Consider the following 399-nt stretch of genomic DNA (forward strand, 5'->3'; position numbering starts at 1 on the left):
AGCAAACCCGTTTCTTCGGCAGGGTTATTTACTACAGACCAGAGCAGCTGCTCATAGTGACGCTGCAGCCCTGCTATTGTAGCGCCAGTGAACAGGTCCGCGCAATATTCTATATACCCGCTCAGTCCTGTTGCGCTTTCTTCCAGCGATAAAGTCAGATCGAATTGTGTGGTGCTATGCGATAAACTCTCCTGTGATAACCGCAGCCCGTTCAGCTCCAGGTCTGGTACTTCCGGGGTGTTCTGTAACTCGAACATCACCTGGAACAACGGATGACGGCTTACATCCCGTTCACGCACCACTGCTTCCACCACTTTCTCAAAGGGTACTTCCTGGTGATCATAGGCTGACAACGTGGTATGCTTCACTTGTTCCAGCAGCGAGGCAAACGACTGCTCA

General features: G+C 51.6%; 1 protein-coding gene. It reads right to left on the reverse strand.

Annotation, left to right across the window (positions count from 1 at the left end):
* Positions 1-399 (reverse strand): condensation domain-containing protein (locus AC1DFM_RS34880; protein ID WP_477081399.1); only part of this gene is annotated, 399 nt, incomplete at both ends.

Source organism: Chitinophaga sp. 05T412 (assembly GCF_056396465.1).